The sequence below is a fragment of the Kosakonia sp. WA-90 genome, from assembly GCF_039871955.1.
Classification (GTDB): Bacteria; Pseudomonadota; Gammaproteobacteria; order Enterobacterales; family Enterobacteriaceae; genus Kosakonia; species Kosakonia oryzendophytica.
The window spans coordinates 168,389-193,800 of the sequence record NZ_JBDPLJ010000006.1 but is presented as its reverse complement, the minus strand read 5'-3'; the positions used below and the strand labels follow the sequence as shown (position 1 = coordinate 193,800).

At 54.5% G+C, this 25,412-nt stretch carries 23 protein-coding genes and 1 riboswitch; of the genes, 9 read left to right on the top strand and 14 right to left on the bottom strand.

The window, feature by feature from the left end:
* Window positions 1-254 precede the first annotated feature (254 nt).
* From hutU to hutG, 3 genes are read left to right on the top strand one after another with little or no spacing between them, the layout of a single operon-like run.
* Window positions 255-1,934 (top strand): urocanate hydratase, encoded by a 1,680-nt coding sequence (hutU, locus tag ABGA49_RS12730; RefSeq protein ID WP_347665623.1) that lies wholly within the window; start codon window positions 255-257, stop codon window positions 1,932-1,934.
* A gap of 48 nt (window positions 1,935-1,982) precedes the next feature.
* Window positions 1,983-3,191: an imidazolonepropionase gene (gene hutI / locus ABGA49_RS12725; RefSeq protein WP_347665622.1), complete on the top strand. Its 1,209-nt coding sequence runs from the start codon at window positions 1,983-1,985 to the stop codon at window positions 3,189-3,191.
* Complete coding sequence (gene hutG, locus ABGA49_RS12720) at window positions 3,184-3,984, top strand: N-formylglutamate deformylase (protein WP_061493112.1); 801 nt, start codon at window positions 3,184-3,186, stop codon at window positions 3,982-3,984. The genes hutI and hutG overlap by 8 nt, the downstream gene beginning before the upstream one ends.
* Window positions 3,985-4,020: 36 nt before the next feature.
* Here hutG and parE read toward each other — a convergent pair whose 3' ends face one another.
* From parE to nudF, 5 genes are read right to left on the bottom strand one after another with little or no spacing between them, the layout of a single operon-like run.
* Entirely contained in the window at window positions 4,021-5,913 is a 1,893-nt protein-coding gene (gene parE / locus ABGA49_RS12715) for a DNA topoisomerase IV subunit B (RefSeq protein WP_061493111.1), read from the bottom strand.
* A gap of 41 nt (window positions 5,914-5,954) precedes the next feature.
* Window positions 5,955-6,530, bottom strand: coding sequence for an esterase YqiA (yqiA, locus tag ABGA49_RS12710; RefSeq protein ID WP_061493110.1), 576 nt, complete (start codon window positions 6,528-6,530; stop codon window positions 5,955-5,957).
* Window positions 6,530-7,357: a 3',5'-cyclic-AMP phosphodiesterase gene (gene cpdA, locus ABGA49_RS12705; protein ID WP_061493109.1), complete on the bottom strand. Its 828-nt coding sequence runs from the start codon at window positions 7,355-7,357 to the stop codon at window positions 6,530-6,532. Before cpdA ends, yqiA begins: the two co-directional genes overlap by 1 nt.
* A 24-nt stretch (window positions 7,358-7,381) precedes the next feature.
* Complete coding sequence (locus tag ABGA49_RS12700) at window positions 7,382-7,804, bottom strand: DUF1249 family protein (protein WP_061493108.1); 423 nt, start codon at window positions 7,802-7,804, stop codon at window positions 7,382-7,384.
* Window positions 7,801-8,433, bottom strand: a complete 633-nt coding sequence (gene nudF / locus ABGA49_RS12695) for an ADP-ribose diphosphatase (protein WP_061493107.1) — start codon at window positions 8,431-8,433, stop codon at window positions 7,801-7,803. Before nudF ends, ABGA49_RS12700 begins: the two co-directional genes overlap by 4 nt.
* A gap of 205 nt (window positions 8,434-8,638) precedes the next feature.
* Here nudF and tolC point away from each other — a divergent pair, with 205 nt between their 5' ends.
* The 3 genes from tolC (at window position 8,639) to ABGA49_RS12680 (ending at window position 12,065) form a co-directional block, all read left to right on the top strand.
* Window positions 8,639-10,078 (top strand): outer membrane channel protein TolC, encoded by a 1,440-nt coding sequence (tolC, locus tag ABGA49_RS12690; RefSeq protein ID WP_134318660.1) that lies wholly within the window; start codon window positions 8,639-8,641, stop codon window positions 10,076-10,078.
* Between the two features lie 152 nt (window positions 10,079-10,230).
* Window positions 10,231-10,899, top strand: a complete 669-nt coding sequence (locus ABGA49_RS12685; protein ID WP_347665621.1) for a DUF1190 family protein — start codon at window positions 10,231-10,233, stop codon at window positions 10,897-10,899.
* 5 nt (window positions 10,900-10,904) lie between these two features.
* A complete protein-coding gene (locus ABGA49_RS12680) occupies window positions 10,905-12,065 on the top strand; it encodes a glutathionylspermidine synthase family protein (RefSeq protein WP_061493104.1) in 1,161 nt (386 codons plus the stop codon).
* A gap of 38 nt (window positions 12,066-12,103) precedes the next feature.
* Here ABGA49_RS12680 and ABGA49_RS12675 read toward each other — a convergent pair whose 3' ends face one another.
* From ABGA49_RS12675 to ygiD, 4 genes are all read right to left on the bottom strand, one after another.
* Complete coding sequence (locus ABGA49_RS12675; RefSeq protein ID WP_061493103.1) at window positions 12,104-13,390, bottom strand: TRAP transporter large permease; 1,287 nt, start codon at window positions 13,388-13,390, stop codon at window positions 12,104-12,106.
* A gap of 17 nt (window positions 13,391-13,407) precedes the next feature.
* Window positions 13,408-13,917, bottom strand: a complete 510-nt coding sequence (locus ABGA49_RS12670; RefSeq protein WP_088238424.1) for a TRAP transporter small permease — start codon at window positions 13,915-13,917, stop codon at window positions 13,408-13,410.
* Window positions 13,918-13,996: 79 nt separating this feature from the next.
* Complete coding sequence (locus tag ABGA49_RS12665; RefSeq protein ID WP_061493101.1) at window positions 13,997-14,974, bottom strand: TRAP transporter substrate-binding protein; 978 nt, start codon at window positions 14,972-14,974, stop codon at window positions 13,997-13,999.
* Between the two features lie 319 nt (window positions 14,975-15,293).
* The gene (ygiD, locus tag ABGA49_RS12660; RefSeq protein ID WP_061493100.1) at window positions 15,294-16,082 is read right to left on the bottom strand and encodes a 4,5-DOPA dioxygenase extradiol; all 789 of its coding nucleotides are present in this window, start codon (window positions 16,080-16,082) and stop codon (window positions 15,294-15,296) included.
* 196 nt (window positions 16,083-16,278) lie between these two features.
* Between ygiD and zupT the strand changes: the two genes are divergently transcribed.
* Entirely contained in the window at window positions 16,279-17,055 is a 777-nt protein-coding gene (zupT, locus tag ABGA49_RS12655) for a zinc transporter ZupT (RefSeq protein WP_061493099.1), read from the top strand.
* 34 nt (window positions 17,056-17,089) lie between these two features.
* On the opposite strand, the gene ABGA49_RS12650 is transcribed toward zupT, so the two are convergent.
* Together ABGA49_RS12650 and ribB are read right to left on the bottom strand one after the other, a co-directional pair.
* A complete protein-coding gene (locus tag ABGA49_RS12650) occupies window positions 17,090-17,263 on the bottom strand; it encodes a hypothetical protein (RefSeq protein WP_071889854.1) in 174 nt (57 codons plus the stop codon).
* Window positions 17,264-17,503: 240 nt separating this feature from the next.
* The gene (gene ribB / locus ABGA49_RS12645; protein ID WP_061493098.1) at window positions 17,504-18,157 is read right to left on the bottom strand and encodes a 3,4-dihydroxy-2-butanone-4-phosphate synthase; all 654 of its coding nucleotides are present in this window, start codon (window positions 18,155-18,157) and stop codon (window positions 17,504-17,506) included.
* A gap of 105 nt (window positions 18,158-18,262) precedes the next feature.
* Window positions 18,263-18,412, bottom strand: a riboswitch (FMN riboswitch).
* A gap of 122 nt (window positions 18,413-18,534) precedes the next feature.
* Between ribB and ubiK the strand changes: the two genes are divergently transcribed.
* Entirely contained in the window at window positions 18,535-18,831 is a 297-nt protein-coding gene (ubiK, locus tag ABGA49_RS12640; protein ID WP_061493097.1) for a ubiquinone biosynthesis accessory factor UbiK, read from the top strand.
* Between the two features lie 42 nt (window positions 18,832-18,873).
* On the opposite strand, the gene hldE is transcribed toward ubiK, so the two are convergent.
* The 3 genes from hldE to ABGA49_RS12625 are packed head-to-tail and all read right to left on the bottom strand — an operon-like array spanning window position 18,874 to window position 24,518.
* Entirely contained in the window at window positions 18,874-20,304 is a 1,431-nt protein-coding gene (hldE, locus tag ABGA49_RS12635; protein ID WP_061493096.1) for a bifunctional D-glycero-beta-D-manno-heptose-7-phosphate kinase/D-glycero-beta-D-manno-heptose 1-phosphate adenylyltransferase HldE, read from the bottom strand.
* Window positions 20,305-20,350: 46 nt separating this feature from the next.
* Window positions 20,351-23,200 (bottom strand): bifunctional [glutamate--ammonia ligase]-adenylyl-L-tyrosine phosphorylase/[glutamate--ammonia-ligase] adenylyltransferase, encoded by a 2,850-nt coding sequence (glnE, locus tag ABGA49_RS12630; RefSeq protein ID WP_347665620.1) that lies wholly within the window; start codon window positions 23,198-23,200, stop codon window positions 20,351-20,353.
* A 16-nt stretch (window positions 23,201-23,216) separates the two neighbouring features.
* Window positions 23,217-24,518 carry an inorganic triphosphatase gene (locus ABGA49_RS12625; RefSeq protein ID WP_061493094.1) on the bottom strand — a complete coding sequence of 434 codons (1,302 nt, stop codon included), beginning with the start codon at window positions 24,516-24,518 and terminating at the stop codon, window positions 23,217-23,219.
* Between the two features lie 239 nt (window positions 24,519-24,757).
* Here ABGA49_RS12625 and ABGA49_RS12620 point away from each other — a divergent pair, with 239 nt between their 5' ends.
* Complete coding sequence (locus tag ABGA49_RS12620; RefSeq protein ID WP_088237695.1) at window positions 24,758-25,372, top strand: TIGR04211 family SH3 domain-containing protein; 615 nt, start codon at window positions 24,758-24,760, stop codon at window positions 25,370-25,372.
* Window positions 25,373-25,412 lie beyond the last annotated feature (40 nt).

The following is a 25,412-nucleotide window of genomic DNA, read 5'->3' as shown; positions in this document are numbered from 1 at the left end:
CTCTTTTTTTGCACCTGAATCGCTCACAAACCTCCTCATCTCGCACAATGACGGTGCATAAAAACAGCAACAAATCAGGTTGATAAACGCACACCAATAAATATTTCTTTTTAACATGCTGTTTTTACAAGTAAATAAATAAAATGATCAAAGTGGCACTGTATGTGCTTATCATGTATATACAAGATAATGCAAAATGACATCGCCATTTCAGCGAGCATTTATTCCGCTAGCAAACAGAGAAGGTAAACCGCATGAGTAGTGAACATTCCCGTTATCGTGATGTTGAAATCAGAGCGCCGCGCGGCACAACATTGAATGCAAAAAGCTGGCTGACGGAAGCCCCGCTGCGCATGCTGATGAATAATCTGGATCCTGATGTTGCGGAAAATCCCAAAGAGCTGGTGGTCTACGGGGGGATTGGTCGTGCGGCGCGCAACTGGGAGTGCTTCGATAAAATGGTTGAGGCGTTAAAACAGCTTAACGACGATGAAACGTTGCTGGTGCAGTCTGGTAAACCGGTGGGCGTGTTTAAAACCCATACGCATGCTCCCCGGGTGCTGATCGCCAACTCTAACCTTGTTCCTCATTGGGCAAACTGGGAACACTTTAATGAACTGGATGCCAAAGGGCTGGCGATGTACGGGCAGATGACCGCCGGCTCCTGGATCTACATTGGCAGCCAGGGGATCGTACAGGGCACCTATGAAACCTTCGTGGAAGCAGGTCGCCAACATTATAACGGTTCACTAAGTGGGCGTTGGGTACTGACCGCGGGGCTGGGGGGTATGGGCGGCGCGCAGCCGCTGGCGGCCACGCTGGCTGGCGCCTGTTCACTGAACATTGAGTGCCAGCAGTCACGTATCGATTTCCGTCTGCGCACCGGCTATGTGGACGAGCAGGCAAGCGATCTGGATGATGCCCTGGCGCGTATTCATCGCTATACCCGCGAGGGCAAAGCGGTTTCCATTGCGCTGCACGGTAACGCAGCAGAGATATTGCCAGAGCTGGTTAAACGCGGTGTACGCCCGGACATCGTCACCGACCAAACCAGCGCCCACGATCCGCTGAACGGCTATCTGCCCATCGGCTGGCAGTGGGAAACCTACCGCGAACGCGCGAAGACAGAGCCTGCACAGGTGATTCAGGCGGCAAAAGCCTCTATGGCGGAGCATGTAAAAGCGATGCTCGCCTTCCAACAGCAGGGTATTCCAACGTTTGATTATGGCAATAACATCCGCCAGATGGCGAAAGAGATGGGCGTCAGTAATGCGTTCGATTTTCCCGGTTTTGTTCCCGCCTATATTCGCCCGCTGTTTTGCCGGGGGATCGGTCCGTTCCGTTGGGCAGCGTTGTCTGGCGATCCGCAAGATATCTATCGCACCGATGAAAAGGTGAAAGCGCTGATTCCCGACGATGCGCACCTGCACCGCTGGCTGGATATGGCAAAAGAGCGCATCAGTTTCCAGGGCTTGCCGGCGCGTATCTGCTGGGTCGGTCTGGGGCAACGCGCGAAGCTGGGCCTGGCGTTTAACGAAATGGTCAGACGTGGTGAGGTTTCCGCACCGATTGTCATTGGCCGCGACCACCTCGATTCAGGTTCCGTCGCCAGCCCAAACCGGGAAACGGAGTCGATGAAAGATGGCTCTGACGCCGTTTCCGACTGGCCGTTGCTGAATGCACTGCTCAATACCGCCAGCGGCGCGACCTGGGTCTCTCTGCACCACGGCGGCGGGGTTGGCATGGGCTTTTCCCAACATTCCGGAATGGTGGTGGTGTGCGACGGCACGGATGAAGCCGCAGAACGTATTGCCCGTGTGCTGCATAACGATCCGGCGACAGGCGTGATGCGACACGCGGATGCGGGCTACGATTCGGCCATTGCCTGTGCCAATGAGCACGGTCTCAACCTGCCAATGATTTCTGGGGCATGATTTAACGGCGCGGTAACCGCCGCGCACTATCATCACGGGAGAACGCTTATGCGTACTTTATGGCGCCATTGTCAGATTGCCACCATGGTGGATGGGCAATATAACCTGATAACCGGAGCCGCCATGCTGACCGATGGTTCGCAGATTGTATGGCTGGGCAAAGAGGGAACGCAGCCGGAAAGAGCGGTCGATGATGAAGTGGATTTGCAGGGGCATCTGGTTACCCCCGGGCTGATTGATTGCCACAGCCATAGTGTCTTTGGCGGCAATCGCAGCCAGGAGTTCGAGATGCGGCTTAACGGGGCGAGCTATGCGGAGATCGCGGCGGCAGGCGGCGGAATTATCAGTACCGTCAACGCCACCCGCCGCGCCGATCAACAGCAACTGCTGACCAGCGCGCGCAAACGCATCGACGCACTTCGCAAAGATGGCGTCACAGCGCTTGAAATCAAGTCCGGTTACGGCCTCAGCTTTGCCGATGAGCGTAAAATGTTGCAGGTGATCCGTATGCTGGCTGACGAAATGCCGTTGGCCCTCTTCAGCACCTGTCTTGCCGCACACGCCTTGCCAGCGGAGTATCAGCACCGCGCAGATGAGTACATCGACGACATCTGCCAGCGCTGGTTACCTGATTTGCACGCAGAAGGGCTGGTGGATGCGGTTGACGCCTTTTGCGAACATCTGGCTTTCTCTCCCGAACAAGTGGAGCGCGTGTTCCGCACGGCGCAACAGCTGGGTTTACCAGTGAAATTGCATGCGGAGCAACTCTCACTGCTGCATGGCGCAGGGCTCGCTGCCCGCTATAACGCCCTTTCGGCCGATCATCTGGAATACTTATGTGAAGAGGATATTGCGCTAATGGCGCAACACGGCACCACCGCTGTGCTGCTGCCGGGCGCGTTCTATTTTTTACGGGAGCAGCAACAGCCGCCTGTGGCGCTGTTACGTCAGTACCGGGTGCCGATAGCCATTTCCAGCGATCTGAATCCCGGCACCTCTCCGGTGCTATCCCTGCGATTGATGATGAACATGGCCTGCACCCTGTTCCGTCTGACGCCGGAAGAGGCGCTGGCGGGTGTAACCTGTCATGCAGCCCGCGCATTAGGCATCAGTGCGCATTGCGGTACGTTACAGGCCGGCAAAGAGGCCAGTTTTGTGGCGTGGGACGTCGAACATCCGGCGGAACTGAGCTACTGGTTGGGCGGCACGTTATCCAAGCGGGTGATTTATAAGGGGGAGGAAGTCTGGCATGACTAACGGGTTCGAATTACATCAGGGTACGCTGCCGTTGCTGGTGAGTATGCCGCACCCTGGCACACAACTGACATCGGCGATCGCCGCCGCGCTGACGCCCCGTGCGCAGCGGCTGGAAGATACTGACTGGCATATTCCGCGGCTGTATCAGCCCATCCGTGCGCTGGGCGCAAGTGTGTTGAGCGCGAACTACTCCCGCTATGTGGTGGATTTAAACCGCCCGGCCGATGATAAACCGCTGTACAGTACTGCCACCACCGGCCTGTTTCCGGCCACGTTCTTTGACGGCGAACCGCTGTTCAACGCCGGACAAGAGCCGGATGAAGCGATGAAGGCCGCGGTTTTGCAGCATCTGTGGCAGCCTTATCATCAGGCGCTGATGCAGGAACTAACAAGGCTGCGCGATACCTTCGGTTACGCCTTGTTGTGGGATGCACATTCTATCAAGTCGGTGGTGCCGCGCCTGTTCGACGGTAAGCTGCCGGATCTCAATTTTGGCACTGCCGATGGCGCAAGCTGCGCACCGGATCTGAGTGCCGCGTTGCTGGCGCGCTGTGAGGCATTTCCGCACTACACCAGGGTATTGAATGGCCGCTTTAAAGGCGGTTACATCACCCGCCACTATGGTGATCCGCAGCAGCATATTCATGCGGTGCAGCTTGAGGTTGCGCAATGTTGCTACATGGATGAAGAGCAATTTACCTGGTCGGAAGAGAAGAGCGAGCGGTTCCGCGAGTTACTGATCGCGCTGATCAACACCGCGCTGGAGTGGGGTGAACGGCACCTGCGCCGCTAAGTAAAAAGGGATGCTTCGGCATCCCTTTTTTTTGCATCAGGCTTCGATATCCGCCATATCGCCTTTTTCCTGCAACCAGTTACGCCGGTCTTCCGAGCGCTTTTTGGCCAGCAGCATATCCATGGTCGCGTTGGTTTGCTGCTCATCTTCATCACTGATAATAAGCTGCACCAGGCGGCGGGTATTCGGATCAAGCGTCGTTTCACGCAACTGCATCGGGTTCATTTCGCCCAGCCCTTTAAAGCGCTGCACATTCGGTTTGCCCTTTTTGCGTTTTAACTGCTCCAGCACGCCAGTTTTTTCCTCTTCCGTCAGCGCGTAATAGACCTCTTTACCGAGATCGATACGGTACAGCGGCGGCAGCGCCACATGAACGTGACCGTTTTTCACCAACGCGCGGAAGTGTTTGACAAACAGCGCACACAGCAGTGTGGCAATGTGTAAACCGTCGGAATCCGCATCCGCGAGGATACAGATCTTGCCGTAGCGCAACTGGCTGAGATCGTCGCTGTCCGGATCGATGCCGATCGCCACCGAAATATCGTGGACTTCCTGGGAGGCGAGAACCTCATCGGAAGAGACTTCCCATGTGTTCAGGATCTTCCCTTTCAGCGGCATGATCGCCTGATACTCACGATCGCGCGCCTGTTTGGCGGATCCGCCTGCGGAATCCCCCTCCACCAGGAACAGTTCAGTACGGCTCAGGTCCTGCGCGGTACAGTCTGCCAGCTTGCCCGGTAACGCCGGACCGCTGGTGAGTTTCTTACGCACCACTTTTTTGGCGGCGCGCATACGGCGCTGCGCGCTGGAGATCGCCATTTCCGCCAGCAGTTCAGCCAGCTGGATATTCTGGTTCAGCCACAGGCTGAATGCGTCTTTCACCACGCCGGAAACAAACGCGGCGCACTGACGGGACGACAAACGCTCTTTGGTCTGCCCGGCAAACTGCGGATCCTGCATTTTTACAGACAGCACATACGCACAACGATCCCAGATATCTTCAGCGGAGAGCTTCACGCCGCGCGGCAGAATATTGCGGTATTCGCAGAACTCACGCATAGCGTCCAGCAACCCCTGACGCAAGCCGTTAACGTGCGTGCCGCCCTGCATGGTTGGGATGAGGTTAACGTAGCTTTCCGTTAGCAGTTCACCGCCTTCCGGCAGCCACAGCAGCGCCCAGTCCACCGCTTCTGTCTCTGCGGAGAAGGTGCCAATAAAGGGTTTTTCCGGCAGCGTAGGCAGGCCGTTAACCGCCTCGCTCAGGTAGTCGTTGAGACCATCCTGGTAACACCAGCGCTGCTCCGCGTTGTTCACTTCATCTTTGAAGGTGATTTCCACGCCCGGACAAAGCACCGCTTTCGCCTTCAGTAAATGCGTCAGGCGGGAGACAGAGAAACGCGGGCTATCGAAGAAAGATTCATCCGGCCAGAAGTGGACGCTGGTACCGGTGTTGCGTTTGCCACAAGTGCCGATGACCTGCAAATCCTGCACTTTTTCGCCGTTTTCAAAGGCGATGCTGTAGACTTGCCCATCACGCCTGACGGTGACTTCTACGCGGCGGGACAGGGCGTTTACCACTGAAATTCCGACACCGTGCAAGCCACCGGAGAACTGGTAGTTTTTATTGGAGAATTTACCGCCCGCGTGCAGACGGCAGAGGATCAGTTCAACTGCCGGAACCCCCTCTTCCGGGTGGATATCCACCGGCATGCCGCGCCCGTCGTCGATAACTTCCAGCGACTGATCCGCATGCAGGATCACGTCCACACGCTTGGCGTGGCCCGCCAGCGCTTCATCCACGCTGTTATCAATAACTTCCTGACCCAGATGGTTAGGGCGTGTGGTATCGGTGTACATCCCCGGACGGCGGCGAACCGGCTCAAGCCCGGTGAGTACCTCTATGGCATCAGCATTATAGGATTGCGTCATGGTTTGTTCGTAGATAGTGACCGCATCGTTTCCTGGTGAGCTCAACACAGCCCAAGGAACTCGATAATCTGTGTGAAATGATTCTCAAAGCCTACAAAGGCATGGTTTCCGCCCTCTTCCACAGTCTGGCGGCATGCGTCGTAATATGCCACAGCCTGGCGGTAATCCAGCACTTCGTCCCCGGTTTGTTGCAGCAACCAGATAAGATCCGGCGCTTCGAGCGGGTCAACTTGCATCACTTTGAGCTCGTAAATATGGCGAGACTCTAGCACATATTGTTGCCCCGTGTAGGGGTTCTCGTTATTACCGAGGAAATCCGCCAGCAATTCAAAGGGCCGCACCGCCGGATTAACCACGACCGCGGGCAACATAAAACACTGCGAAAGCCAGGTCGCAAAATAGCCGCCCAGCGACGAACCTACTATACCAAGCTGTTTTCCGCCCTGCGCCATCACCAGTGATTCAACCAGTTCCGCCGCCGCGGCAGGATAAGGCGGTAATTGCGGCACAATAATGTCAATCTCGGGATGGTTTTGCGCCAGCCACTGCGAAAGCTGCGTCGCCTTGGCAGAACGCGGCGAGCTGTTAAAGCCATGCAGATAGAGAAGCGTAGACATCAGTATCCTTCCGACGCCGTGTCCGGACTGAATTTCGTGCTTTGCAGGCGGCAAACTTCCGTGTGCAAAGTGCCGTCGGCGTGCAGGTCCAGCCAGCGCCAACCTGGCGCGATGGTATCGAGCGTGAAATTAGCGCAGTGCGGCTTGAACTGAACGCAGGTTGATGGCGTCGCCAGCAGGCGGCGGCCATTCCAGTCGAGATCCAGCTCCTGATGAATATGCCCGCACAGCAGATGCCGTACTTTCGGGAAACGCTGCAATACGTTGTTAAGCTCACCGGCATTGCGCAGGCTGTGCTGATCGAGCCAGCTACACCCTGACGGCAACGGATGATGATGCAGTAGCAGCAAGGTGTGCCGATCCGGACTGGCGGCAAGCTTTTGCTCAAGCCAGTCAAGTTGGAACTCACTTAGCTCACCGTGCGGAACGCCGAACACCTGGCTGTCGAGCAGCAGGATTTGCCAGCTATCACCAACGAAAACACGTTTCGCCGGGGAAATCCCCGCTTCTTGCAGCGCGCTGTACATCGCAGGTTGAAAATCGTGGTTTCCCGGCAGCCAGACGCAGGGCACGTTAAAGCTTGCGATGCCTTCAGCAAAGTGCTGATAAGCCGCAGCGGTATGATCCTGCGCCAGGTCGCCGGTGGCGACAATAAGATCGCATCCGCGCTGTTGAGCTTTAATCGCGTCCAGTACCGCCTGGTAGCTCTCCCAGGTATTCACCCCTAACAGCGTTTCATGCTTTTCGGCAAACAGGTGAGAGTCAGTAATTTGTAATATCCTGACCCTGGCCTCACCAGCCAGAGAAAGGTTTAACAGGCTTTCCAAATGGTGTCCTTAGGTTTCACTACGCTAACAAACCGGAATCGCCATTGCTCCATGTGCTAAACAGTAACGTAGCCAGTCGGCCAGAAACTGATTAATTTGATGCTTTTCGTCGCGTTGATGCAACTTTTTATTCGGATAATCATAACGCGCTTTAAAACGAAAGATCTGCTGGCTCGAACACACTTCAGCCACCATGGCGTCATGGTAGAGGCGCACCGTCATTGAAGGCAGGCTCCAGTAGCTCACGGCAGGCACCGTCTGTTCAATTTCCACCAGCGTAGTGTAGCGGGTGGATTCGACTATCGTTAACCGGTATTGCGCGTTGGTCACCTGATAGCTTACCGCTTCGCCCGCTGCATCATTACGCGGCAACAGGCGGCGCAACTGGGCGAAATTGGTCTCGCACAGGCGCATCATTTCAGGAAAGTCAGGTGTGTAACGCTTCATTTTTTCCACTCGTTTTTTAAGCTCTCATGATGCAGTTGCAGCCATTGCAAGGCGATGACAGACGCTGCGTTGTCAATTTTCCCCTCTTCTACCCACTGGTAAGCCTGCTCCCGGCTCACCACCTGAACACGAATATCTTCGTTTTCATCCACCAGACCATGGATCCCTGCGGCCTGCGTGGCGTCCACTTCGCCAACCATTACAGATGAGCGCTCGCTGGTGCCGCCAGGGCTTGCCAGATAACTCAATACTTTTTTCACGCGTCCAACGTGCAAGCCCGCTTCTTCTATCGCTTCGCGGCGCGCGACGTCTTCATCAGTTTCGCCTTCTTCGATCATTCCGGCGATCATTTCCAGCAACCACGGGGTTTCGCTGGTGTCGATTGCGGCAATGCGGATCTGTTCAATCAGCACCACTTCGTCGCGCACTGGGTCAAAGGGTAGCAAGACTGCGGCGTGGCCGCGTTCAAAAATTTCACGGCGCACTTCACCGCTCATTCCGCCATTAAATAAACGGTGGCGAAAACGGTATAATTCAAGCGAAAAAAAACCGCTGTAGAGCGTTTCCCGTGCAATAATTTCTACATCGTTTTTTGTGAAAGTCACTGCAGATGATGTTGACTGACTCATTGGCGGTATCTCATGAAAAATAATGATCAAACTGTGGATTTCAAGCCTGTTTAGCGAACGTTTCAAGCGCTATGTGATAGATTGGGGCAAATTTCCGTCAATGGCACGTTACGCCAAGCTTTAGCGCCACTAATCTCTGGTAGAATCGGCGAATATTTTTCCAATTTAGACCAGCGCTAGTACTGCTTCACAACAAGGAATGCAAATGAAGAAATTGCTCCCCCTCCTTATCGGCCTGAGTTTGACCGGTTTCAGCGCCATGAGCCAGGCAGAAAACCTGCTGCAGGTTTACCAGCAGGCGCGTTTAAGCAACCCCGATCTCCGCAAATCCGCAGCCGATCGCGATGCGGCTTTTGAAAAGATCAACCAAGCGCGCAGCCCATTACTGCCGCAGCTCGGTTTGGGTGCAGATTACACTTACAGCAACGGCTATCGTGACAGCAAGGGTGTGAACTCAAACGTCACCAGCGCCTCTCTCCAGTTAACGCAAACCATTTTTGATATGTCGAAATGGCGCGCACTGACCTTACAGGAAAAAGCAGCGGGTATTCAGGATGTCACCTGGCAGACTGACCAACAAACGCTGATCCTGAACACGGCTACCGCTTATTTTAACGTGTTAAGCGCCATTGATACGCTTTCCTACACTGAAGCGCAGAAACAGTCGATCTACCGTCAGTTGGATCAAACCACCCAGCGTTTTAACGTCGGCCTGGTGGCAATCACCGACGTGCAAAACGCCCGTTCGCAATACGATACCGTACTGGCTAACGAAGTGACCGCCCGTAATAACCTCGATAATGCGATTGAATCGCTGCGTCAGGTGACCGGCAACGAGTACCCGGAACTGGCATCGCTGAACATCGATAACTTCAAAACGGAAAAACCACAACCGGTTAACGCCTTGCTGAAAGAAGCGGAAAGCCGCAACTTGTCGCTGTTGCAGGCGCGTCTGAATCAGGATCTGGCACGTGAGCAGATCCGCCAGGCGCAAGATGGCCATCTGCCGACGCTGGATTTAACCGCCTCAACCGGCGTGTCGAATACCTCTTACAGTGGCTCAAAAACCAATAACAGCGCGCAGTATAACGATAATGACGCGGGCCAGAATAAAGTCGGCCTGAGCTTCTCTCTGCCGCTGTATCAGGGTGGTCAGGTGAACTCGCAGGTGAAACAGGCGCAATACAACTTTGTGGGCTCCAGTGAGCAACTGGAAAGCACACACCGTTCCGTTGTGCAGACCGTGCGTTCCTCGTTCAACAACGTGAATGCCTCCATCAGCAGCATCAACGCTTACAAACAAGCGGTGGTGTCCGCCCAGAGTTCTCTGGATGCAATGGAAGCTGGTTACTCCGTGGGTACACGCACCATTGTGGATGTGCTGGATGCGACCACTACGCTGTATAACGCCAAACAGCAGCTTTCCAGCGCGCGTTATAACTACCTGATCAACCAGCTTAATATTAAGTCTGCGCTGGGTTCGTTGAACGAACAGGATCTGGTTGCACTCAACAACACCTTGGGTAAATCCATTTCCACTTCACCGGAAAGCGTCGCGCCGGAAAACGCGCAGCAGGCTGCCGCCGTTGATAACTTTAACGGTAACGCACAACCCGCCGCCGTGCGCACCAGCGCTAAGCGTTAATCGCTGTTTTCTTCGCTTTTCCACAACGGGGGCACACAGCCCCCGTTTTTACGTAAGGCAACGTAAAGGCCTCCCCTCCTTGCTTTCACTTCCCCCCCTCATCCTCTATCCTGATCGTCTGTTTATGCCTTTGGGTCCACAGGAAGATAAAAATGAAACGGACAAAAAACATTCAACATGCGACGTTCCGCAAAAGCTGGGGCGCACGTCATCTGACACCGGTTGCGCTGGCAGTCACCGCCGTGTTTATGCTGGCGGGCTGTGAGAAAAGCGACGAAACGGTTTCTCTGTACCAAAATGCCGATGATTGCTCGTCGGCGAATCCGGGTAAAAGTGCCGAGTGCACCACGGCCTACAATAATGCCCTGAAAGAAGCTGAACGCACCGCGCCAAAATACGCCACGCGCGAAGATTGCGTCGCCGAATTTGGTGAAGGTCAATGCCAGAAAACGCCGGTACAGGCCAGCACCGCGCCGGAAAACCAGGCACAAGCGCAGTCCAGCGGCAGCTTCTGGATGCCGCTGATGGCGGGTTATATGATGGGCCGCCTGATGGGCGGTGGCGCGGGGTTTGCTCAGCAACCGTTGTTCAGTTCACGCAACCCGGCAAGTCCGGCTTACGGTCAGTACACCGACGCATCCGGTAAAGGTTACGGCGCAGCACAGCCGGGCCGCACCATGACCGTGCCGAAAACCGCAATGGCGCCTAAACCGGCGACCACCACCACCGTGACACGCGGCGGTTTTGGCGAATCGGTTGCGAAGCAGAACACCATGCAGCGTCGCGTCAGCGGCACGCCAACCCGTTCAATGGGTGGCTGATCGTCATGGAAAGAGTCACCATTACCGAGCGCCCGGACTGGCGCGAAAAAGCCACCGAATACGGTTTCAATTTTCATACCATGTATGGCGAACCCTACTGGTGTGAAGAGGCGTATTACAAGCTGACGCTTGCCCAGGTCGAGAAGCTCGAAGACGTGACCGCAGAGCTGCACCAGATGTGCCTGAAAGTGGTGGAAAAGGTCGTTGCCAGCGATGCGCTGATGGCGAAGTTCCGCATTCCGAAGCACACCTGGGGTTTTGTGCGTCAGTCATGGGCCACGCGCCAGCCATCGCTCTATTCACGCCTGGATTTGGCTTGGGATGGCGTGAATGAACCCAAGCTGCTGGAAAATAACGCCGATACGCCAACATCTTTATACGAAGCGTCGTTTTTTCAGTGGATCTGGCTGGAAGATCAGCTCAATGCCGGGTTGTTACCGGAAGGCAGCGATCAATTTAACAGCCTGCAGGAAAAGCTGATTGCGCGTTTTGCAGAGCTGCGTGAGCAGCACGGCTTCCAGTTGCTGCATTTCACCTGCTGTCGCGATACCGTTGAAGATCGCGGTACAGTGCAGTATTTGCAGGATTGCGCAGCAGAAGCGGAGCTGGCAACGGATTTTCTCTATATTGAGGATATTGGCCTCGGGGAAAAAGGCCAGTTCAGCGATCTGCAGGATCAGGTTATTGGCAATCTCTTCAAGCTCTATCCGTGGGAATTTATGCTGCGTGAAGTCTTCTCCACCAAGCTGGAAGACGCGGGTGTACGCTGGCTGGAACCGGCATGGAAGAGCATTATTTCCAACAAGGCGCTGTTGCCGATGTTATGGGAAATGTTCCCGGATCATCCGAATCTGCTGCCCGCGTATTTCGCTGAAGATCCGCACCCGGAAATGGAAAAATACGTCGTTAAGCCAATTTTCTCCCGCGAAGGCGCTAATGTGTCAATTATTGAGAATGGCAAAACGCTGGAATCCGTTGAAGGCCCCTACGGCGAAGAGGGAATGATTGTGCAGCAGTTCTGTCCGCTGCCGAAATTTGGCGACAGCTATACCCTGATTGGCAGCTGGCTTATTAACGATCAGCCTGCCGGGATTGGCATCCGTGAAGACCGCGCGCTGATCACCCAGGATCTGTCGCGTTTTTATCCCCATATCTTTGTTGAATAAGCGAAAACCCGGCCATCCGCGCCGGGTTTTTTATTCCCTCACATCACACCAAACAGCGTCGGCAGAAAGAGTGAGATCGCCGGAATATAGGTCACCAACATCAGCACAACAAACAGAACGGCATAGAACGGCAGCATGGCTCTCACCACCTGCTCAATCTTCTGTTTACTCACCGCGCTTGCCACGAACAGTACCGATCCAACGGGTGGCGTAATCAGCCCGATCCCAAGGTTAACTAACATGATCATGCCGAAATGCACCGGATCAATGCCCAACGCATTCGTCACTGGCAACAGTACTGGCGTGAGGATAAGGATCAGCGGTGCCATATCCATCAATGTACCCAGCAGCAACAGCATGATGTTAATGCACATCAGGATCACATACTTGTTATCGGAGATGCTGGTAAAGGCTTCCGTGATCCGCCCCGGCAGTTGCATATAGGTCATTACGGCACCAAACGCCGCGGCAAACCCGATCAGGATCATCACAATGGTCACCGTCTTTACAGTGCGGTACATCAGCCTGGGCAGTTCTGACCATTTGTAATCACGGTAGATAAACATGGTGACGAAAAATGCCCATAAGCAGGCGATCGCCGCCGATTCTGTGGCGGTAAAGATCCCGGAGAGGATCCCGCCCATAATGATCACCACCGTCATCAGACCCCAGAGCGTATCCGCAAATATCTTTAACGCCTGGCGAAACGGCACGCGTTCCCCTTTTGGGTAACCACGTTTATGCGCAAAGGCCACGCACATCACCATCAGGGTAAAGCTCAGCAGCAATCCGGGCAGGATCCCGGCAATGAAGAGCGCCGCAATGGAGACCGTGCCGCCCGTTGCCAGTGAGTAGATCACTGAGTTGTGGCTGGGCGGCGTTAAAATCGCCTGCACCGATCCGCTGGCTGTCACCGCGGCGGCAAAATCCCGCGGGTAGCCTTTTTTGTCCATCTCCGGGATCATCACCGAACCAATTGAGGCGGTATCCGCCACCGACGATCCGGAAATGGCACCAAAAAATGTTGAGGCCACGATATTTACCAGCGACAGACCGCCGCGAATAAAACCGACAAAGATATAAGCGAAATTCACGAGCCGACGGGCAATACCGCCTTCGGCCATGATCGCCCCCGCCAGAATAAAGAACGGGATCGCCAGCAGTGAGAATTTGTTGACGCCATTGGTTAGCTGGATCATCACCGCTTCCAGAGGAATATCGATATACCACGCCCCCAGTACTGCGCTGATCCCAACGGCGTATGCCACCGGAACGCCCACCGCCAGCATAATGGCTAACGTAAAGACAAGAATAAATGCATCCATAAACTTTCCTTACCGGATCAGCTCGACGAACCCAGCAGTACCACCTGGCGGTGGTACTGCGCGCCAAAAAGCATCTTCTCGATAATAAACAGGAGAGTAATCGCCGAACCGACAGGAAGCGGCAGGTAGCTCTCACCTGCGGTGAACAGCGGGAATTCCGCCACCGGCTGTTCCCACAACTCCGCACACAACGCGCTGCTATACCAGAGAATAAACAGGCTGATAGCCATCAACATCAGATCCGCCACAATGAAGCAGGCTTTGCGCGCAGGTTCGCTCAGGCGATCCGTAACCATGCTGACAGCGATATGCGACCCCGCACGGTAACTCACGGCTGCACCGACGAAGGTAAATGTCACCATGCAGATAATGGCTACTGGTTCCGGCCAGGACAACGCACTGTTCATCACATAGCGGGCAAAAATCCCCACAGGAATAATGGCAACCATAATTAACAGCGCCAGCCCTGCAACCCACATTGAAACCCGGTAAAGAATATCCATCAATATCGAATAGCGTTCACCCATAATTGTTTCCCCGGAGAAGATTGAAAACAGCAATACGGAAACACGTTATTTGGGCAAGGCCGCCCCTGCCCGTTAAACGTTATTGCACTTGCTGAATCCGGGTAATTAAATCCTGGTGTTCTTTTCCATATTTATCGCGAACCGGTTGAGTGGCTTTATAAAAGACGGCTGTATCGATATCGTGAAATTTCACACCTCCGGCTTTCATCGCCTCCAGGGATTTTTCATTATACGTTTTCCACAATGCCCGCTGCTCAACCTGAGCCTCTTTCGCCAGTTTAAGAATTAATTCCTGATCCTCTTTTTTCAATTTATCCCATTTCGGCTTAGAGAATAAAAACAGCTCAGGAATAATAAAGTGTTTGCTCCAGGTGTAATTTTTGACAACCGGAAGATAATTATGCGCAACAAAAGTCGGTGGGTTGTTTTCCGTACCATCAATCACCCCGGTCTGCATGCCGCTAAACACTTCGCTCACCCCCATAGCCACGGAGTTCGCCCCCATTGCCTTCAGCGTATCGAGTGCGATTGGACTGCCCTGAACACGGATCTTCATTCCTTTTAGATCCTCAGCATTGTTTACCGGCGCTTTGGTGATTAAATTACGCGTACCGGCATCCATCCAGCCAAGAAAGATCAATCGGGATTTACTGCTGTCAGACAAACGACCACCAATTTCCTGGCCAATCATCCCATCGAGCACTTTGTGCATATGATCTTCATCGCGGAAAATATAAGGCAGCGTAAAGACATTAATCTCGGGGAGTATCGCCGCCACCGGCGTCATCGATACGCGAATAATATCAATTGCGCCAATCTGCGCTTGTTCAATCACCTGTTTTTCGTCACCTAATACGCCGCCAGGAAACGTTTTAATATCCAGCCGTCCGTTTGTCGCCGCGCTTAACTTCTCTCCCATATGCTTAACAGCAACAACATTAGGATAGTCAGCAGGATGGACGTCAGCTGCGCGGAAGGTCTGAGCTAAAGAGGCGTGGGAGATAAACAACAGAGCGGAACTAATACATACTTTCAGTAAGGTTTTTGCTGAGTTCATATTTCCGTGTCTCCAGAGGGTCTGATTTTTAGAAAAAAAGGTCGACCGCGAACAAGGCGTTCGTGGTATTACGGTAAACGTTTTTATGGGTATATCTGAGACAGTAGACACTCTGAAGAGTAGTCACTCGATGGCGTTATTGCGACGATGCTGTTCACAAAAAATTGCTAAATTCAGCACAGCGTTTCATTTTTGCAGCGAACATCTTTTTATTTTCAAAAAAACGGCATTTCAGTATCCGTTTTTTGAGATCCACCTCGTATTTCTCTACTTTCGGGATGAAAGCAAAAACAAAAATGGCGCATTACGCGCCATTGGGTTAACCAACCTGAACGGAAAGCATGCTGAGAGAGCCCATCTCAATGCCATCAACCGGGATCGACACTGGCTCTTTACCGTCCCACGCGCCAAGTACGTACAACAGTGGCAGGAAGTGCTCCGGCGTCGGGTTCGATAACGAACCGCCTTCATGGTCAAGGTAGTTGACCAGCGGATGTTGCTCAGCCGGTCCCTGCCAGGTCAGATTCTCTTTCACAAAGTCATTGAACGACGTTGCCCACGGGTATGGCGTGTTCTCACCGTGCCAACGCGCTGTTCTCAGGTTGTGCACGACGTTACCACTGGCAACCAGCATAATGCCCTCGTCACGCAACGTCGCCAGTTTACGCCCCATCTCAAGATGCCATGCTGCGGGTTTAGTGCTGTCGACACTCAGTTGCACCATCGGGATATCCGCATTGGGGTACATTTTTATCAATACTCCCCATGAACCGTGGTCGAAACCCCAGGCTTCTTTGTCGAGCACCACCGGCACCGGTGCCAGCAGTTCAACCAAATGCTGCGCTAATTCTGGTGAACCCGGCGCCGGATAATGCGTGTCATACAGCGCCTGCGGGAAACCGCCAAAATCATGGATCGTTTTCGGTGCTTCCATCGCCGTCACGCCCGTGCCACGCGTAAACCAGTGGGCGGATACCACTACAATCGCTTTCGGGCGCGGCAGTGTTTCGCCCAGTTCCCCCCAGGCACGGGTATAAATGTTATCTTCCAGAACATTCATTGGACTACCGTGGCCCAAAAACAGCGCTGGCATACGGGGTGCTGACATGGTGATATCCTTACAGAGTGTGACAATTTGATAGCACTACATTACGCCTTTTCAGGAGACGAAGAACTCTGATAACCATGATGAAGATCTTCAGTAATTTTGAATGTAAGGAATGCGTAAAGATGGCGCGCCCGCCTCGCTTTTCGCAACGTGAAAACATACATTAATGAGAATCATTATCATAAAGGAGTTATGCATGTCAGTGCCCCTAATCCTGACTTTACTGGCAGGCGCTGCCACCTTTATTGGCGCGATCCTCGGCGTGTTAGGCCAGAAACCCTCTAATCGCGTACTGGCGTTTTCGCTTGGTTTTGCCGCCGGAATTATGTTGCTCATCTCGCTGATGGAGATGCTTCCCGCCGCGCTGGCAACAGAGAATATGTCGCCCATGCTGGGCTATGGCATGTTTGTTGTCGGGTTGCTGGGTTACTTTGCGCTGGATCGCATGCTGCCTCACGCCCACCCGCAGGACTTAATGCAGGGTACACAACACAGCTTCCCGCGCGGCATCCGCCGTACCGCCATTCTGCTGACGCTCGGTATCAGTCTGCATAACTTTCCGGAAGGGATTGCCACGTATGTCACCGCCAGCAACGATCTGGAGTTGGGGTTCGGCATCGCTTTTGCGGTGGCATTGCACAATATTCCTGAAGGACTTGCGGTTGCCGGCCCGGTCTATGCCGCTACGGGTTCCAAACGTACTGCTATCTTCTGGGCCGGCATTTCGGGTCTGGCGGAAATTATCGGCGGCGTACTGGCGTGGTTGATCCTCGGTAGCCTGGTGTCACCGGTGGTGATGGCTGCAATCATGGCTGCCGTCGCGGGGATTATGGTTGCGCTTTCTGTAGATGAGCTTATGCCCCTGGCAAAAGAAATAGACCCGAATAATAACCCGAGCTATGGCGTACTGTGTGGTATGTCGGTGATGGGATTAAGTCTGGTCGCCCTTCAGGCGATGGGAATTGGCGGTTAAGCCGACCGCCTGCCACCATGGACGGGTAGCGCTGCTACTCGCCCTGCCTGGCACCGCTGATTTTCTTCAACTCATCAAGCACACGCTGATAAGCTGTGTATAGCGCATCGCGGTCGTGGCGACAGGCTTTATTGTTGCGTTTAAGCGCATGAATATAGACAACGAGGACCAGAACAATAAGCAGTAGCCAATACCAGGAAATAAACATCGCGACTCCATGACTCTATTTGGCAAAAAACACAACGCAGAATCATTAAAAATCTTTTTAATTTAATGGATTAGGTAAATTCAAACCCATTACTCACATCAGATAACGCCATTACCACTTTATAAGTAGAGGTCTAAGATTTCAACGTGTGAGCATGAGAAGTGCAACAAAGTTTGATACAGGACAGGCAAAAAAAATCCGAAGCCAGCGACTTCGGATTTTTAGCGTTCACGGCAACAATTAGCTGGCTTTGCGCTCATGCTCCTGACGGTATGCCACGAGGTCTTCAATCGTCACAACCGCCATATTGTGTTGCTTAGCAAACGCGATGCACTCCGGCGCACGGGCCATAGAGCCATCGTCATTGGTTAATTCACACAGCACACCCGCCGGTTTAAACCCGGCCAGCGTGACTAAATCGATAGTGGCTTCGGTATGACCGCCACGGGTCAGAACACCACCCGGTTGCGCCCGCAGTGGGAAGACGTGACCAGGACGGTTCAGGTCAGACGGTTTAGCACCGTCTGCAATCGCCGCGCGAACGGTCGTAATACGGTCAGCAGCGGAAACACCGGTGGTGACGCCGTGAGCGGCTTCAATAGTGACGGTAAAACCGGTGCCATAGGCGCTGGTATTGTTCTCGACCATCATGGGCAGATCGAGTTGTTTACGGCGTTCGTCAGTCAGGCATAAACAGACAATCCCACTACCGTGACGGATAGTCAGCGCCATCTGCTCAACGGTCATGGTTTCGGCGGCGAAAATCATATCGCCTTCGTTTTCACGGTCCTCGTCATCGAGCACCATTACACCCCGGCCTTCGCGCAGTGCGGCGAGTGCGTTTTCAATACGTTGGAAAGGCGTGCCAAAAGAAGAAAGCAGCGTCTGATTCATGGTAAAAGACCTCAATAAAGTTATGGTTACCAGAATCAGGGCAGTCTTAGGAGTGTCGCAAAGCGGCAAAAAAATAACGCGAGCGGGCATCATGCCCGGCAGTATCGTTACTCTCTCCCATCCGGACTTTAACCGTCGGCCCCGGAATTACACCGGATCTGCTGACCTTCAGGCATTAACCTGAAGCGCTCGCGGGCTTTCAGCGTACGCTGATTTACCGCCGGTGGGGAATTTCGCCCCGCCCTGAGAATAAGCGGAATAACTATAACGCCATTGATTACCTTCGGCAATGCATAAGCTTCAAACAATTCTGGTTTATCACCTGGGGTTATCACACTACAATGACTGCATGAGCCCATCCGAGCAGGGAACCCAAAATGATTGACCCGAAAAAAATTGAACAGATTGCGCGCCAGGTTCACGAATCCATGCCAAAAGGGATCCGTGAGTTCGGGGAAGACGTCGAGAAGAAGATCCGTCAGACGCTACAGGCACAGTTAACCCGCCTCGATCTGGTAAGCCGTGAAGAGTTTGACGTGCAAACGCAGGTGCTGCTGCGCACACGTGAGAAGCTGGCTTTACTGGAACAGCGCCTTAGCGAACTGGAGAATCAGGGAAAAAACACCGAAGTGAAACCCGCGCCTGCTATTCCGCCGGTTGACGATCACGCGTAATACGACGCGCTCTTTGCCTGGCAAAGAGCGCTATTAGAGGGTTTAATCACCCTGTTTCTGGATTTTTTTGATGATATTGGTGGTTGAACAACCGTCTTCAAAGTTGAGCACCAGTACTTCACCGCCGTTGGCCCAGACCTCTTTGCTACCGGCAATTTGCTCCGGCTGGTAGTCACCGCCTTTTACCAGCAGATCCGGCAGGATCCCGGCAATCAGACGCTGCGGCGTATCTTCTTCAAACGAAACCACCCAATCCACCGCTTCCAGCGCGCTCAGCACAATCATGCGCTGCTCCAGCGGGTTCACCGGACGGGTGTCGCCTTTCAGGCGTCGAGTGGACGCATCACTGTTCACCGCAACAATCAGACGATCGCCGAGTTTCCGCGCATTCGCCAGATAAGAGACGTGCCCGGCATGCAGGATGTCGAAAACGCCATTGGTCATCACGACTTTCTCACCACGCTTACGCGCTGCAGCAACAGCCTCTTTCAGCTCCGCTTCCGTCATCACGCCAAAACCGGTTTCCGCACGACCACGCACCGCGTTCTCCAGCTCAATCGGCGTCACGGTTGAAGTACCGAGTTTACCGACCACCACACCCGCCGCCGCGTTCGCGAAGTAGCAGGCTTCTTCCAGAGAATTGCCCGACGCCAGCGTTGCCGCAAGAACGCCGATGACCGTATCGCCAGCACCGGTCACGTCATACACTTCCTGCGCCTGGGTTGGCATATGCAGTGGCGCTTTACCCGGTTGCAGCAGTGTCATGCCCTGTTCGGAACGGGTCACCAGCAGCGCCGACAGCTCATAGTCAGCGATCAATTTCATGCCGCGCTCAACAATCTCCGCTTCGCTTTTGCATTTACCCACGACGGCCTCGAACTCGGATAAGTTAGGCGTCAGCAGCGTTGCGCCGCGATAGCGTTCGAAATCGGTGCCTTTCGGATCGATAAGCACCGGTACACCTGCGTTGCGCGCCAGCGTAATCATCTGCCGGACGCTGACCAGTGCGCCTTTGGCATAATCAGACAGCACCAGCGCGCCAACGTTGCCCAGCGCCTGGCTAATACGATCGTGCATCGGTTGCGGGTCAACGCCATCAAACCCTTCTTCAAAATCGAGACGGATCAGTTGCTGGTTGCGGGAAAGCACGCGCAGCTTGGTGATCGTCGGATGCGTCGGAACAGAAACAAAGTCGCATTTAACGTTAACGTCCGCCAGCGCCTTACTGAGCGCCCGCGCCGCATCGTCAATACCGGTCAGCCCGACCAGACGTGCAGTAGCACCCAACGATGCGATGTTCATCGCCACGTTTGCCGCGCCGCCGGGGCGCTCTTCAATCGTATCGACCTTCACCACGGGTACTGGCGCTTCCGGAGAAATGCGGCTTGTTGGGCCGTACCAGTAGCGATCCAGCATCACATCACCCACTACCATGACACCGGCCTGTTCAAACTCTGGCAGCGTTACTTTCATTCCTGTCTCCTGAGAGATACAAAATTTGCGCGCGATAATACCACACTTACGCGTGGGCGCACGGTTCCACCAGCCACTTCTCCCAGCTCGCTTTGATCAGAGCGCGCTCAGCGACAAAACAAGAGAGCGCGACATTTCCCGGCAGCTCCTGCAACGCAAGATGGTGCAGTTCATCACGCAGCGTGGTGTAAGCGTGCGTCAGCGCCAGCGCTTCTTGCTCATCCATAATGCCGTTTTGCGCAAGCCCTTCGAGGATGCGTACATTATCCGACCAGCGTGTCAGCTTCGGTTTGTCATGCGCGTATCGCAGCACCAGATACTGCGCGATAAACTCGATATCTGTAATACCGCCTTCATCTGCTTTCAGGTCGAAGCGATCTTTATGTTTGTTGCCGAGATGCGCACGCATCTTTTCCCGCATCTCACGCACTTCGGTTTGCAACGTCTCCCCGTCACGCGGGGTCATCAGAATATCGCGACGAATAGCGTCAAAATCGGCGGTCAGTTGCGGATCGCCGTACACCACGCGCGCACGCGCCAGTGCCTGATGCTCCCACGTCCAGGCTTCGTTTTTCTGATAATCCGCGAACGATTCCGTCGTCGTCACCAGCATACCTGCCGCGCCGGATGGGCGCAGACGGGCGTCGACTTCGTAAAGGATGCCGGACGATGTGCGGGTGCTGAACAGGTGCATGACTCGCTGGGCAAGACGCAGATAAAACTGACGACCATCAATTTCCCGTTCGCCATCGGTCATGGCATCCGGCGGGCAATCATGTAAGAACACCAGATCGAGATCGGAACTGTAGCCCAGTTCCCAGCCCCCCAGCTTACCGTATCCCACCACGGCAAAACCGCGCCCTTCGCGCTCGCGCAGGTGCGTCGGCTGGCCATAACGGGCCACCATTTGCCCCCACGCCTGCTGCACCACCGCATCGATAATCGCTTCTGCCAGCCAGGTCAGATGATCGCTCACCTTCATCACCGGCAGCGTTCCGGCAATGTCCGCCGCCGCTACGCGCAACAATTGGGCCTGTTTAAACTGGCGCACCGCTTCGAGCTGTTGCTCTTCATCATCTTCAGGCACGCGCAGTAAATATTGCCGCAGCTCATCGCGGTACGCATTCATTGCCGTGGGCTGATACAGCGTGTTGGGATCGAGCAGTTCATCCAGCAGTATCGGATAACGCGCCAACTGGCTGGCGACCATCGGCGATGCCGCGCACAGCGAGATCAAATGCTTCAGCGCACCGGGGAATTCACTCAACAGCTCAAGGTAGGTCGTTCGGGTAATAATGCCGGTCAGTAGCGGCGTCAGGCGCGACAACGGCACCGGGGCATCATCACGCGAGCACACATCGCTGAGCAAGTGCGGCATCAAATGGTCGAGCACCTGACGACCACGCGGCCCAATGGTGCGTTTATCAAGTTCTTTGCGAAAATCGGCAATCAACGCCAGCACGCGATGGCGATCGTCATCAGAGAGGTGCGCCAGCGCAGGTGTGGTGTCATCTTCCTGCAGCGCGTCCTGCCACAGTTCGCGCCAGTGTTCAGACAGGGTATCTTCCGGCGAATCCGTTTCATCATCGCCAATCAACGCATTAAAAATGCGTCGTACCGCCGCCATATGGGTTTCCAGTGCACAACTGAGCGCTTCCCAGTCGGGAACGCCCATTCCCCAGGCGAGTCGCGACCGATTCAATTCATCACCCGGCAGCGTCTGTGTCTGTTCGTCATTAATACTTTGCAGCAGGTTTTCCAGCCGGCGTAGCCAGAGATAGGCTTCACGCAGGGTGGTGGCTTCGCCCTCCGGCAACAAGCGCAACTGATCAATTGCCGCCAGCGTCGGCAGCAACGAACGGGATTGCAGCGCCGGTTCGCGACCACCGCGGATCAGCTGAAACACCTGGACGATAAATTCGATTTCGCGAATGCCGCCAGCGCCCAGCTTGATGTTGTCTTTCAAACCACGGCGACGCACTTCACGGGCAATCATGCCCTTCATATTACGCAGCGACTGAATGACGCTAAAATCGATATAACGGCGGAAGACAAAGGGCCGCAGCATCGCCCGCAACTCCCTGGCGTGATCGCCGTCGTCATCCCCCATGATCCGCGCTTTGACCATGGCATAGCGCTCCCAGTCGCGCCCCTGCTCCTGGTAATAATCCTCCAGCGCGGCAAAGCTGAGCACCAGCGGGCCGCTATCGCCAAAGGGACGCAGCCGCATATCCACGCGGTAGACAAATCCATCCTGCGTGGGTTGATCGAGCACTTTAATCAGCCGCTGGCCGAGACGCGTGAAAAACTGCGCATTATCCAGCTCCCGCCTGCCGCCACGGGTAGCACCGTTTTCCGGCCAGGCAAAAATCAAATCAATATCAGACGAGAAGTTCAGTTCGCCGCCGCCGAGTTTCCCCATTCCCAGCACCAGCATCGGCTGCGCAACACCCTGCGTATTGCACGGCGTGCCCCATTCGCGGCAGCAGGCATCGTAGAGCCAGTCTCGCGCCGCAACAATCAGCGTTTCCGCCAGCACGCTTAACTGCTGAAGAATGTCTTCTTCCGCTGTCAGTCGCAGCGCCTGAGCCCAGGCAATACGCACCATTACGCGGCGGCGAAACTGCCGCAATGCCCGCATCAGCGATGCTTCATCCGCAACGTCCTGCAACACGCTTTGCAACATGGAGGCATAGTGCCGCCACTCGTCAGCCTGCGGCGGCGCGCTTTCAAGCTCCGCTAACCACGCCGGATGCGCGATGATCGCATCCTGAACAAAGTCACTAAAAGTGAGCACTGACTGCGCCTGTGCGCTTAGTGGTTTCACGGCTATGGATTCCGGCAGACGAGTGAGTACCGTCTGCCAGTGTTGCGATAACGGTGAGGCGTGCGACATCCGAAATATCCTTTAGTTAGCGTTTCCCGCTGTGTAACCAGAACGGTGGCTGGTTAATGGCGGTATTACGGAAATGTTCAATTTCGATGATTTGGCGGGTTTCAATGGCGTGATACAGCCCTTGCCAGTTTTCCAGCCATTCAATCGCCAGTGCGCGATCGTAAAAACCGGCCAGCAGCAACGCGCTGTCGATATCCCGCGCCAGGCGCGGCAACTGGTCGCGATAGCTGTCGCCAAGCGGTTGAGCAAACGTTTTTTTCAGCTCAGCGGCGGTGCGCGAGAGGTGAACATCCGCAAAACGTTTAAACGAATCGGCAAACTTCGCCTGTGCTTTTTCATCCAGGAAAGCACGCCAGCCTTGGCTCACCAACCATTCTGTCAGCACCAGTTTTGCCATGGCTGATGGCGTGCTCCAGACGGCCGTCTCGGCGGAGACCGCAGAGGTGATGGTGGCTTCAGCTTGCGTCAGTAAATCACGTAAGTGAGCGCTCGCTTTACGCGGCACAATACCGCCAAACAGCACCAGAGTATGACGCAGCAGCGCAATGGCGCGCAGTACATCGTCTTTTGCGCGGTTATTCCCCCGGATCCATAACTCTTCGTGGTACTGCCATTGCGACAGCGCCAGCTCCAGCGCGGCGGCGAAACCCTGCTCTACGCTGGCTTTCGCTACTGGTTGCAGAATCGGCGTCGGGTGAATTTCACGTGGCGTATTGCCCTGCGCCAGATGATAACCGCGCGCCGCTTTGCTCAGACTTCCCTGACGTAACCCTGAGAGCGTGACGAGCTGGCGCGCCAGCTTAAGGATATCCGATGGATCGCCACTCAGCAGTTCCAGCTCCAGTTCGCAAATCGGCTCGGCAAATTCACCGGCTTTGACTTCGCCTAAATCAAGAGCAATCTCAATGCGACTGTCGCCCACGGTCACCAGCCATTTTTCGCGCCAGAAATCGGTGCTAAACAGCGGGTGAGTCTGCGCCTGTAAGTCAGCAGGCAGAGAGCCTTCCGGCCACACTTCTGCCGGGAAACGCGCCAGGTCAAGCTCGGCTTTTTCCAGCGGAATGTTGTATTCCGGGCGTTGATGTAAACCGCCGATCACCCGACCGGCGATTTTCATCGTCATCTCATATTTGCCGTCAAAACCGCGAATACGCAGCCCCATATCGTGGCCGCGCAGCCAGTTGTCCGGCGTTTCATAATAGATGTTCAGTAGCTGGCTGGGTGCGACATGTTCGTCGGTCAGCGTATGGAGATGTTGGCGAAGCGTTTCCACGCTGTCGCTATTCACGATAAACTTTAATTCGATTTCCTGAGCCATGGCCTTGCACTTATGGTTATGTCACATCAGTGAAAATTTCGGCGAACTAACGCGCCCGATGTTTGTCAGTAGATAGTATTTTGCGCCAAATTGCCATGCAATGCGCAAACTGGCTGGAGCAAAAGTTCGCATAAGTGCGCAGTTTGACCCGGAAGATTCCGATTGATGCCAACAGCAGGGTATCGTCAGACTGTGGTCACTGTTTACCCTTCACGTCCAATGGAAATAACGACTACCTGATGCCAAAATTACGCCTGATTGGATTGACCTTATTTGCGCTTAGCGTGTCCCTGGGAACCCACGCTGAGGAAAAACGTTATGTTTCCGACGAACTGAATACCTGGGTCCGTAGCGGACCGGGAGATAATTACCGCCTTGTGGGCACGGTGAATGCCGGCGAGGAAGTGACCCTGCTGCAATCCAATAGCGATTATGGTCAGGTGCGCGATAGCACCGGGCGTACCGCGTGGATCCCTCTCAAAGAACTGAATACCCAGCCCAGTCTGCGCACCCGCGTACCGGAACTGGAAAACCAGGTCAAAACGCTGACCGATAAACTCAACAATATCGACAATACCTGGAACCAGCGCACTGCCGAGATGCAGCAGAAAGTCGCGCAGAGCGATGGGGTCATTAGCGGCCTGAAAGATGAAAATCAGAAACTCAAAAACGAGTTGATTGTGGCGCAAAAAAAGGTGAATGCCGCCAATCTGCAACTGGATGACAAACAGCGCACCATCATCATGCAATGGTTTATGTATGGCGGCGGCGTGCTGGGCGCAGGCCTGTTACTGGGCCTGGTGTTGCCGCATATGATCCCCACCCGCAAACGCAAAGATCGCTGGATGAACTAAGCACATTAGCCATCTTCTCTACACTTACGTATTATCTGTC

What these genes read in the sequence shown, in the direction of transcription:
- hutU (WP_347665623.1), top strand. Translation starts at nt 255, where the DNA reads ATGAGTAGTGAACATTCCCGTTATCGTGATGTTGAAATCAGAGCGCCG.
- hutI (WP_347665622.1), top strand. Translation starts at nt 1,983, where the DNA reads ATGCGTACTTTATGGCGCCATTGTCAGATTGCCACCATGGTGGATGGG.
- hutG (WP_061493112.1), top strand. Translation starts at nt 3,184, where the DNA reads ATGACTAACGGGTTCGAATTACATCAGGGTACGCTGCCGTTGCTGGTG.
- parE (WP_061493111.1), bottom strand. Translation starts at nt 5,913, where the DNA reads ATGACGCAATCCTATAATGCTGATGCCATAGAGGTACTCACCGGGCTT.
- yqiA (WP_061493110.1), bottom strand. Translation starts at nt 6,530, where the DNA reads ATGTCTACGCTTCTCTATCTGCATGGCTTTAACAGCTCGCCGCGTTCT.
- ABGA49_RS12700 (WP_061493108.1), bottom strand. Translation starts at nt 7,804, where the DNA reads ATGAAGCGTTACACACCTGACTTTCCTGAAATGATGCGCCTGTGCGAG.
- nudF (WP_061493107.1), bottom strand. Translation starts at nt 8,433, where the DNA reads ATGAGTCAGTCAACATCATCTGCAGTGACTTTCACAAAAAACGATGTA.
- tolC (WP_134318660.1), top strand. Translation starts at nt 8,639, where the DNA reads ATGAAGAAATTGCTCCCCCTCCTTATCGGCCTGAGTTTGACCGGTTTC.
- ABGA49_RS12685 (WP_347665621.1), top strand. Translation starts at nt 10,231, where the DNA reads ATGAAACGGACAAAAAACATTCAACATGCGACGTTCCGCAAAAGCTGG.
- ABGA49_RS12680 (WP_061493104.1), top strand. Translation starts at nt 10,905, where the DNA reads ATGGAAAGAGTCACCATTACCGAGCGCCCGGACTGGCGCGAAAAAGCC.
- ABGA49_RS12675 (WP_061493103.1), bottom strand. Translation starts at nt 13,390, where the DNA reads ATGGATGCATTTATTCTTGTCTTTACGTTAGCCATTATGCTGGCGGTG.
- ABGA49_RS12670 (WP_088238424.1), bottom strand. Translation starts at nt 13,917, where the DNA reads ATGGGTGAACGCTATTCGATATTGATGGATATTCTTTACCGGGTTTCA.
- ABGA49_RS12665 (WP_061493101.1), bottom strand. Translation starts at nt 14,974, where the DNA reads ATGAACTCAGCAAAAACCTTACTGAAAGTATGTATTAGTTCCGCTCTG.
- ygiD (WP_061493100.1), bottom strand. Translation starts at nt 16,082, where the DNA reads ATGTCAGCACCCCGTATGCCAGCGCTGTTTTTGGGCCACGGTAGTCCA.
- zupT (WP_061493099.1), top strand. Translation starts at nt 16,279, where the DNA reads ATGTCAGTGCCCCTAATCCTGACTTTACTGGCAGGCGCTGCCACCTTT.
- ABGA49_RS12650 (WP_071889854.1), bottom strand. Translation starts at nt 17,263, where the DNA reads ATGTTTATTTCCTGGTATTGGCTACTGCTTATTGTTCTGGTCCTCGTT.
- ribB (WP_061493098.1), bottom strand. Translation starts at nt 18,157, where the DNA reads ATGAATCAGACGCTGCTTTCTTCTTTTGGCACGCCTTTCCAACGTATT.
- ubiK (WP_061493097.1), top strand. Translation starts at nt 18,535, where the DNA reads ATGATTGACCCGAAAAAAATTGAACAGATTGCGCGCCAGGTTCACGAA.
- hldE (WP_061493096.1), bottom strand. Translation starts at nt 20,304, where the DNA reads ATGAAAGTAACGCTGCCAGAGTTTGAACAGGCCGGTGTCATGGTAGTG.
- glnE (WP_347665620.1), bottom strand. Translation starts at nt 23,200, where the DNA reads ATGTCGCACGCCTCACCGTTATCGCAACACTGGCAGACGGTACTCACT.
- ABGA49_RS12625 (WP_061493094.1), bottom strand. Translation starts at nt 24,518, where the DNA reads ATGGCTCAGGAAATCGAATTAAAGTTTATCGTGAATAGCGACAGCGTG.
- ABGA49_RS12620 (WP_088237695.1), top strand. Translation starts at nt 24,758, where the DNA reads ATGCCAAAATTACGCCTGATTGGATTGACCTTATTTGCGCTTAGCGTG.